The 319-nt window shown below is 65.8% G+C and carries 1 protein-coding gene; it reads right to left on the bottom strand.

Annotation, left to right across the window (positions count from 1 at the left end):
* Positions 1–319 (bottom strand): RHS repeat protein (locus BGE37_RS24880; protein ID WP_198598491.1); only part of this gene is annotated, 319 nt, incomplete at both ends.

The following is a 319-nucleotide window of genomic DNA, read 5'->3' as shown; positions in this document are numbered from 1 at the left end:
GCTGCCGTGGTGTGGACGCCCGTCAGCCTTCCCGTGTCGCTGTAACGGTACTCCCGGCTCTCCTGCGGGCCGCTGATGCGCACCAGTTGCCCGTTATCGTTCCACGTATACTCACGGTCAAGCTGCGGCAGGTTCAGGTGCCTGCTCTGTAGCTGCCCTGTGAGGGTGTACGCCGTGACCTGTTCGTACCCCGCTGTACTGCCCGCCCCGCCGAAGCTGCGGGCCGTCTCACGGTGCAGCCGGTCCCGCGTGTACTCGACCAGCGGCGTTCCGCCCAGCTTCATCCCCGCAAGATAACCGCTGCCATACGTCAGCCACT

Origin of the sequence: Escherichia sp. MOD1-EC6300, from assembly GCF_002965045.1 — a bacterium.
In the GTDB taxonomy this organism is placed as follows: Bacteria; Pseudomonadota; Gammaproteobacteria; order Enterobacterales; family Enterobacteriaceae; genus Escherichia; species Escherichia coli_F.
Note: the sequence above shows the minus strand (reverse complement) of the source record. Positions and strands in the feature narration are given on the sequence as shown.